This is a genomic window from Streptomyces sp. SBT349, assembly GCF_001083795.1.
Taxonomy (GTDB): domain Bacteria; phylum Actinomycetota; class Actinomycetes; order Streptomycetales; family Streptomycetaceae; genus Streptomyces.
Window position 1 is genome coordinate 1 of sequence record NZ_LAVK01000300.1, and the last position, 9,103, is coordinate 9,103.

General features: G+C 72.9%; 2 protein-coding genes. Both read right to left on the reverse strand.

Going from position 1 to position 9,103, the window contains the following annotated elements; translation table 11 throughout:
* A partial coding sequence (locus ADY01_RS27705) for a type I polyketide synthase (RefSeq protein WP_049578986.1) occupies positions 1 to 1,531 on the reverse strand: 1,531 nt, incomplete at its 3' end.
* Between the two features lie 46 nt (positions 1,532 to 1,577).
* The gene (locus tag ADY01_RS40950; protein ID WP_053171279.1) at positions 1,578 to 9,071 is read right to left on the reverse strand and encodes a type I polyketide synthase; all 7,494 of its coding nucleotides are present in this window, start codon (positions 9,069 to 9,071) and stop codon (positions 1,578 to 1,580) included.
* Between the last annotated feature and the right edge of the window lie 32 nt (positions 9,072 to 9,103).

Consider the following 9,103-nt stretch of genomic DNA (forward strand, 5'->3'; position numbering starts at 1 on the left):
CCCCGGCCCCGGCATCGCCTTCAAGGAACTCCCGCAACCGCCCCGCCTGACCCACCAACGCCCCACCCGAACGCCCCGACACCACCAACGGCACCACACCACCGAGAACCTGCACCGGTTCGTCGGAACCCGCGGCCTCCTGACGTTCCGGCGCCTCCTCAAGAACCAGGTGGACGTTGGTCCCGCTGATGCCGAAGCCGGAGACGCCCGCCCGGCGCGGGCGCCCGTTCCGTTCCCACGCCACCGGCTCGGTCAGCAACTCCACCGCACCCGCCGACCAGTCGATGGCCGGGGAAGGCTCGTCCACGTGCAGGGTCTTGGGCAGCAGGCCGTGGCGCATTCCCATGACCATCTTGATGACGCCCGCCACGCCGGCGGATGGCCCGGAGTGCCCGATGTTGGACTTGATGGAGCCCAGCCACAACGGCCGGCTCTCGCCTCGGTCCTGCCCATAGGTCGCCAGCAACGCCTGCGCCTCGATCGGGTCGCCGAGTGTGGTGCCCGTGCCGTGCGCCTCCACCGCGTCGACCTCGCCCGGCGACAGCCGCGCGTTCGTCAGCGCCTGCCGGATCACCCGCTGCTGCGACGGACCGTTCGGCGCGGAGAGCCCGTTCGACGCGCCGTCCTGGTTCACGGCGGAACCGCGCACCACCGCCAGCACCTCGTGACCGTTGCGCACCGCGTCCGACAGCCGCTCGACCAGCAGCACACCCGCGCCCTCGGACCAGCCGATGCCATCGGCCGCGCCCGCGAACGCCTTGCACCGACCGTCCGCCGCCAGACCGCGTTGCCGGCTGAACTGGACGAAGGGGACGGGGCTGGCCATGAGGCTCACACCACCGGCCAGCGCCAGGCTGCACTCGCCGCTGCGCACCGAGCGGGCCGCAAGGTGCAGCGCCACCAGCGACGACGAACACGCCGTGTCCACGGTGACCGCCGGGCCCTCCAGGCCGAAGGTGTAGGACACGCGGCCTGACACGACGCTGGTCAGGCTGCCGGCCAGGGAGTAGCCCTCGATTCCGGCCGGGAGTTGCTGGGAGCCGTCGTAGTATCCCGAGAAGGTCGACCCGATGAAGACGCCGGTGGAGCTGCCCTTGAGCTGCTTCGGGGTGAGGCCGAGCCGTTCGAAGGCTTCCCAGGAGGTTTCCAGCACCATGCGCTGCTGCGGATCCATGGCCAGCGCCTCGCGCGGGCTGATGCCGAACAGGTCGGCGTCGAACTGCGCGACACCGTCCACGAACGCGCCGTGCCGGGTGTATGACTTCCCCTCCGCGTCGGGGTCGGGATCGTAGATGCCCTCCACGTCCCAGCCCCGGTCATCGGGGAATTCCGTGACGGTGTCCCGGCCTTCCGCGACGACGTTCCACAGTTCCTCCGGCGAGTGTGCGCCTCCGGGATAACGGCAGGCCATGGCCACGATCGCCACGGGCTCCTGCTCCTTCTCCCGGGTCTCACGCAGCTCTTTCCGCGTGCTGTGCAGCTCGGTCGTGACCCGCTTCAGGTAGTCGACAAGCTTCTCTTCGTTCACCATCTGACGTTCGCCATCCCCGGGTGGTCGTCCGATCGCTGGCCGCACTTCACAGGCCGAGCTCGCTGTCAATGAAGTCGATGACCTCGTCGGCTGTTGCCGTCTGAATTGCGTTGGCGACATCGGCTTCGCCGTTTGCCGATCCGTTCTGGCGCCAGCTTGTGAGAATCGTCTCCAATCGGGATGTGATGGCGTCGCGGGTGTCGGTGGCCGTGATACGGGAGAGCGCCGACTGGAGTTTGTCCAGCTCCCCGAGGATCGAGAGGTCCATGTCGTCGCTGGGCGCGATTTCCTGCTTGAGGTAATCGGCGATGGCCATGGGTGTCGGGTAGTCGAAGACGAGGGTGGCGGGCAGGCGCAGCCCGGTGGCGTCGTTGAGGCGGTTGCGCAATTCGACCGACGTGAGCGAGGTGAAGCCCACGTCGCTGAAGGCCCGTTCAGGGTTGATCGCCCCTGCCGAGCCATGCCCGAGAACGGCGGCCACGTTGCCGCACACCAGGTCCTGCAACAGCTGGTCCGCCTCGCTGTCGGCCATGCCCGTCAGGCGCTCGACGAGGGCGGCGCGGGCGGCGAGACCGGCCTCTCGCGCCTCCGCGGCATCGGCCTGGGCGGCGGCACGCGCCTCGGGGACCCCGTCGATCAGGGCGCTGGGGCGCGCGGCGGTGAAGATCGGGACGAAGCGCTTCCAGTCGATGTCGGCGATCGCCAGGACGGTGTCCTCGTGCTCGATCGCCTCCCGTACGGCCGGGAGCACCTGGAGCGGGTCCAGCAGCGGGAGGCCCTGGCGGCCCAGCGTGGCGGCGACCTGAAGGTCCTCTCCCCCACCGTCCTCCGGGGCGACGTCCCACATGCCCCAGGCGATCGCGGAGGCCGCCAGCCCGCGCCGCCTGCGCCCCTCGGCGAGCGCCTCCAGCTGCGCGTTGGCCGCGGCGAAGCCCGCGTGCTCCGCGCTGCCCCACAGGGCGGCGACCGAGGAGAAGAGCACGAACGCGTCGAGGGTGTCGTCGTCGAACAGCTCGTCGAGGTTCCGGGCGCCCACGACCTTGGCGTGCGCGTTGGTGCCGAGATGAGCGGGACCGGCTTCCGCCACCGGGCAGAGTTCGACCCCCGTCTCGGTGTGGATCACGCCGCGGATCTCCCTGCCGTCCGACCGCAGGCGGCCGGTGAGATCGGCCAGCGCCTGCCGGTCGGTGATGTCGCAGGCGACGACGGTGACCTCGGCGCCGAGGGATTCGAGTTCCGCCGTGAGGTCGGCGGCGCCCCGGGCACCGGGGCCCTCGGGACTGGTCAGGACGAGGTGTGCCGCTCCCTGTTCGGCGGCCCAGCGGGCGACGTGGCCGCCCAGGGCGCCGGTGCCACCGGTGATCAGCATCGTGCCGTGCGGCTGCCACGGGCGGGTGGGCCTGGACTGACCCAGCGGTGCGCGCGCCATGCGCCGAGCGAGCAGGCCGCCGGCCCGCAGGGCCACCTGGTCCTCGTCGGCGGCGGTCAGCGCGGCCGGCAGCAGGGCCGTCGCCGTGGTGGTCGCCTGGCCTTCCTGGTATTCCTCGCCCTGGGGCAGGTCGATGAGGCCGCCCCACGACCGCGGGTGCTCCAGCGCCGCCACGCGGCCGAGGCCCCAGATGGCGGCCTGTACAGCGTTGGGCGCGGGGTCGGTGTCGTCGGCGGTCACCGCCCCGCGGGTGACAGCCCACAGCGGCGTCTCGATGCCGGCGTCGAGCAGCGCTTGGAGCAGTGCCGTGGTGTCGGCCAGGCCGCGGGAGACCGCGGGGGCGTCGGGGTGGGCCCGTTCGTCGAGGCCGAGCAGGGAGAGCACGCCGGCCAGCTCCGCTGTCCCCTCCCCGTGCCCGGCGACGGCCTCGGTGATCGCGGCCGCGAGGGCGCCGCGGGCCGGAGCCTGGGCGGTGCGGAGGAGAACGACGTCGGCGCCGGCCTCGGCCAGGACGCGGGTGGTGTCGGAGAGGAGGTTCTCGTCCGCGCCGTCGCGGGGCGCCACCAGGAGCCAGGTGCCCGGGAGCACGGCGAGAGCCGTGCCGCCGCCGGTCCCTACCGGCTCCCATGAGACGCGGTAGCGCCGGGAGTCCAGGGTGGTCCGTTCCTGGCGTCGCCTGCGCCAGGCGGAGAGGGCCGGCATGACGGCACCGAGCGAGGTGTTGATGTCCCGGTCACCGTTCAGTTCCAGGGTCGCCGCGAGCGACTGCAGGTCGCCGGTCTCCACCGCCTGCCAGAATTCCGCCGACTCGGGGTCGGTGGCGGCTTCCGGCGCGGTGGGCGCCTCCAGCCAGTAGCGCCGGCGCTGGAAGGCGTAGGTCGGCAGCTCCAGCCGGCGGTGGTGGGAGCCGGCGAAGACCTTCTCCCAGTCGGTGGCGACGCCGTTGGCGTGGGCCTCGGCGAGGCTGGCGAGGAACCGGTCCGGGCCGCCGTCGTCGCGGCGCAGGGTGCCGACCACGGCGCAGGAGCCGTTGCTCAGCGTGTCCTGGATGGCGGCGGTGAGCACGGGGTGGGGGCTGGCCTCGATGAAGGCGCCGAAGCCCTGGGCTGCCAGGGCCTCCACGGTGGGCTGGAACTCCACGGTATGCCGCAGGTTGCTGTACCAGTAGTCGGCGTCGAGCGTGGCCGTGTCGACCTCGGATCCGGTGACGGTGGAGAAGAACGTCACCTCGCCGACGGCGGGGGTGATCCCCGCGAGTTCTTCCATCAGCCGGTCGCGGAGCCGCTCGACCTGGACTCCGTGGGAGGCGTAGTCCACGGGCACCAGGCGCGCCCACACGCCGTCGCCCGAGAGGCGGCTGAGCAGGTCGTCCACCGCGCCCGGCGCACCGGAGACGACGGTGGACACCGGGCCGTTGACAGCCGCGATGGACACTTCTCCGTCGCCGGAGTCCAGGATGGCCTGGGTGTCGTCGCGGCTGAGGGCGATGGAGGCCATGGCGCCCTGACCGGACAGCTCCACCAGGGCCCGGCTGCGCAGCGCCACCACCCGGGCGGCGTCCTCCAGCGACAGTGCCCCCGCGATGTGCGCCGCGGCGATCTCTCCCTGGGAGTGCCCCACCACCGCGTCCGGGCGGACGCCGACGGACTCCCACAACCGGGCCAGCGCCACCATCACCGCGAACAGCACCGGCTGCACCACGTCCACCCGGGCCAGCTGCTCTTCATCGCCGTCGCGGAGCACCTGGGTCAGCGACCAGTCCAGGTGCGGGGCCAGCCCGTTCTCGCAGGCGGCGATCGCCTGCGAGAACACCTCCGAGCTGTCGAGCAGTTCGCGCGCCATGCCGACCCACTGCGAGCCCTGGCCGGGGAAGACCATCACCACCCGCCGGTCACCACCCGACGGGGCCGTCCCGGAGACGGCGTTGGCCGACGTGTCGCCGGACGCCAGCGCCGCCAGCCCGGTGCGTGCCTCCTCGCGGGAGCGGGCCAGCACCACACCGCGGTGCTCCAGGCTCGCCCGCGTGGTCGCCAGCGACCAGCCGGCATCGGCCAGCGACACCTCGGCCGCCGCGCTGCTGTGGAGGAACTCCCGCAGCCGCGCCGCCTGATCCGCGAGCGCCCCGGGCGAACGGCCCGAGACCACCAACGGCACCGCCCCGAAGGTGGTGTCGCCGCGGGACTCGACGGGAGCCGGCGCTTCCTGGTCCGGGGCCTGCTCCACGATCACGTGGGCGTTGGTGCCGCTGATGCCGAAGGAGGAGACGCCGGCACGGCGGGGACGGCCGTTCGGCTTCCACTCCGTCGGTCGGTGCAGCAGCTCGACGGCGCCGGCCGACCAATCGATGTGCCCGGAGGGCTCCTCGGCGTGCAGGGTCATGGGCAGCAGGCCGTGGCGCATCGCCATGACCATCTTGATGATGCCCGCGACACCGGCTGCGGCCGCGGCGTGCCCGATGTTGGACTTGATGGATCCGAGCCACAGCGGTGGGCCGTCCTCGCGCTCCTGACCGTAGGTGGCCAGAAGTGCCTGGGCCTCGATCGGGTCGCCCAACGAGGTGCCCGTGCCGTGCGCCTCGACGGCGTCGACCTCATGCGGCGCGAGACGGGCGTTGGCCAGCGCCTTCCGGATCACCCGCTGCTGCGACGGGCCGTTGGGCGCGGACAGTCCGTTCGAGGCGCCGTCCTGGTTCACCGCGCTGCCACGGATGACCGCCAGCACCTCGTGACCGTTGCGGGTGGCGTCCGAGAGCCGCTCCAGGACGAGCATGCCGACGCCCTCGGACGCGCCGAAGCCGTCCGCGGCGGCCGAGAACGCCTTGCACCGCCCATCGACGGAGAGCACCCCCTGCCGGGAGAACTCCACGAATCCGGCGGGGCTCGACATCACGGTGACACCGCCGGCCAAGGCGAGGGAGCACTCGCCGTTGCGCAGCCCCTGGGCCGCGAGATGGAGCGCGACCAGCGACGACGAACACGCCGTGTCGACGGTGACGGCCGGGCCCTCCAGGCCGAGCGTGTAGGACACGCGGCCCGAGACGACGCTGCCGGCCATTCCGGTGCCCATGTACCCTTCGAGCTCGTCGGGCAGCCGCTCCAGGCGGGTGAAGTAGTCCGAGGTCAGCGCGCCGACGAAGACACCGGTCATGGTGCCGGCCAGGGACGAGGGGGCGATGCCGGCCCGTTCCAGCGCCTCCCAGGACGTCTCCAGCATCAGCCGCTGCTGCGGATCCATCGCCAGCGCCTCGCGCGGGCTGATGCCGAAGAAGTCCGCGTCGAAGTCGGCGACGTCCTGGAGGAAGCCCCCGTGACGGACGTTGCTGGTGCCGGCGCGCTCCGGGTCGGGGTCGTAGAGCCCGGCCAGGTCCCAGCCGCGGTTGGTGGGGAAGCCGCCGATCGCGTCCGTTCCGTCGGAGACCAGCCGCCACAGGTCCTCGGGCGAGCCGACGCCGCCCGGGTAGTGGCACGCCATCCCGACGATCGCGATCGGCTCGTCCGCGGCGGCGGCGCCCGGGACGGTCATGGATCCGGCTGGGGCGGTGCCGCCGGACGGCGGGCCCTCCAGCACCTCCGACGCCAGATGCCGGGCCAGCACCAGCGGCGTCGGGTAGTCGAAGACGAGGGTGGCGGGCAGGCGCAGCCCGGTGGCGGCGGTGAGGCCGTTGCGCAGCTGGACCGCGGTCAGCGAGTCGAAGCCCAGGTCCCGGAAGGCACGATCCGCGCCCACGTCGTCGGCCGACTGGTGGCCGAGCACCTGGGCGACCTGGGAGCGGACCAGGTCCAGCAGCAGCCGGTGCTGTGCACCCTCGGAGAGCCCCGACAGACGCTCGGCGAAAGCGGAGGTCGAGGCGGCGCTCGCGGGTTCCGTCCGGTCCGCGGACTCGGTGATCCGGCGAACCTCGGGGAGCTCGGCCAGCAGCGGGCTGGGCCGCACGGAGGTGAAGCTGGGCGCGAAGAGATCCCAGTCGATGTCGGCCAGGGCGACCATGGTCTCGTCGTGGTCCAGCGACTGGTGGAGCGCGGCGAGGGCGAGCTCGGAGCGCATGGGCATCACGCCGCGGCGGCGCAGGTTCTCCTCGGAGTCGTGGGTGTCGAGCATGCCGCCGGCGTCCCAGGCGCCCCAGGCGATCGAGGTCGCGGTCAGGCCACGGGCGCGCCGCCGTTGGGCCAGGGCATCGAGGTGGGCGTTGGCGGCCGCGTAGGCGCCGTGCCCCGCGTTGCCCCACACGCCGGCGTTGGAGGAGAAGAGCACGAACGCGTCCAGCTCGTCACCGTCGCCGAACAGCTCGTCCAGCACCTGGGCGCCCCGCACCTTGGCGTGGGCGTTCGCGTACAGGTCGGCCGCGGTCAGCTCGGTGAGGAAGGCGGGCCGGATGGCTCCCGCGGCGTGGATGACGGTGCGGACCGGCGGGTGGCCGGTGGTGGTCCGTTCGATCGTCCGGGCGCAGGCGGCGGCATCGGTGATGTCGCAGGCCGCGATGGTGAGCCGGGTGCCCTGTGCCTCCAGTTCGGCGCGCAGCTCGGCGGCTCCGGGAGCGTCCTCGCCGCGGCGGCTCAGCAGCAGGAGGTGCTCGGCACCCGAGGTGGCCGCCCAACGGGCCAGGCGGCTGCCGATCGCGCCCGTGCCGCCGGTGATCAGGACCGTTCCGGTGGGGTGCCAGCGCCGTACGGGGGCGGTGTCGTCGAGGGGGGCCCGGTGCATGCGTCGGCTCAGTGCGCCCTGGGCGCGGACGGCGAGTTGGTCCTCGCCCCGGGCCCGGTCGGCGAGGAGCGCGACCACGCGGCTCCAGATTCGTTCGTCGGGGTCGGCCGGCAGGTCGATCAGGCCGCCCCACAGGCGGAAGTGCTCCAGCGCCGCGACCCGGCCCACGGCCCACACCTGGGCCTGCTCCGCGCTGGGAGCGTCGTCGCCCGTCTCGGGCACCGCGACGGCTCCGCGGGTCAGGCACCACAGGGGGCCCGCCAGCTCGGCATCGGTCAGAGCCTGGCTCAGTACGACCGTGCCGAGGACGCCGGAGGAGAGGCCGCCACCCTCGGGGTGGGGCCGCTCGTCCAGGCCCAGGAGGGAGATCACGCCGGCCACTCCGTCGTGGGCCGCCTCACCCAGCAGGGGTGCGAGATCGGCGCGCGAGGTCGCGGCATCCGTGCGGACATGCGCAACGGTTGCTCCGGCCTCGCTCAGCGACCGAGCGCATCCGGCGATGAGGGTGTCGTCGGCACCGTGTTCGGGGGCGACGAGCAGCCAGGTGCCGGAGAGCGACGGCGTCGACGTCGCCGGGGTGACGGGCTTCCATGTGATGCGGTATCGCCAGGAGTCCCGTACCGACGATTCGCGCCGCTGCCGCCACCAGGAGGAGAGGACCGGGACGACCGCGCTCAGCGACGACTGGATCCGCTCGTCACGCACGTCCAGGGTCGCGGCGAGGGACTCCGCGTCCTCGCCCTCGACGGCCTCCCAGAACGCGGCGTCGGCCGGAACGGCCTGCCCGTCCCGCCGGGTGTCCTCAAGGGGTTGGAGCCAGTACCACTCGTGCTGGAAGGCGTACGTGGGCAGGTCGACGCGGCGGGGGTGGGCGTCGGCGAAGATCGCGTTCCAGTCGAGGTCCACCCCGCGCACATGGGCCTGGGCGGCACTGGCGAGGAACTGCGCCATCCCCCCGTGGTCCCGGCGCAGTGTCCCGACAACCGCGGTGGTCCCGGCGAGCTCATCGGTGGCCTGGAGGGTGTCGGTGATGCCGCCGGTGAGCACGGGGTGGGGGCTGGCCTCGATGAAGACCCGCGCTCCCGCCTGCGCCAGCGCGGCGACCACGGGGGCGAACCGCACCGGCTCGCGCAGGTTCCGCACCCAGTACCCGGCATCGAGCGTGGCGGTGTCCACCAGCTCGCCCGTGACCGTGGAGTAGAACGCCACCCGCGAGGCCACCGGGCTGATCCCCGAGAGAGCCTGGGCCAGTTCGTCGCGGATCTCCTCGACCTGCGGGCCGTGCGAGGCGTAGTCGACCTCGATCCGCCGCGCCCACACCCCCTCCTCCTCGCACCGCGCCAGCAGTTCCGCCACCGCCGCGCTCTCGCCGGAGACGACGGTCGAGGCCGGTCCGTTGACCGCCGCCACCTCCCCCCCCGCCTCTTATACACATCTCCCAG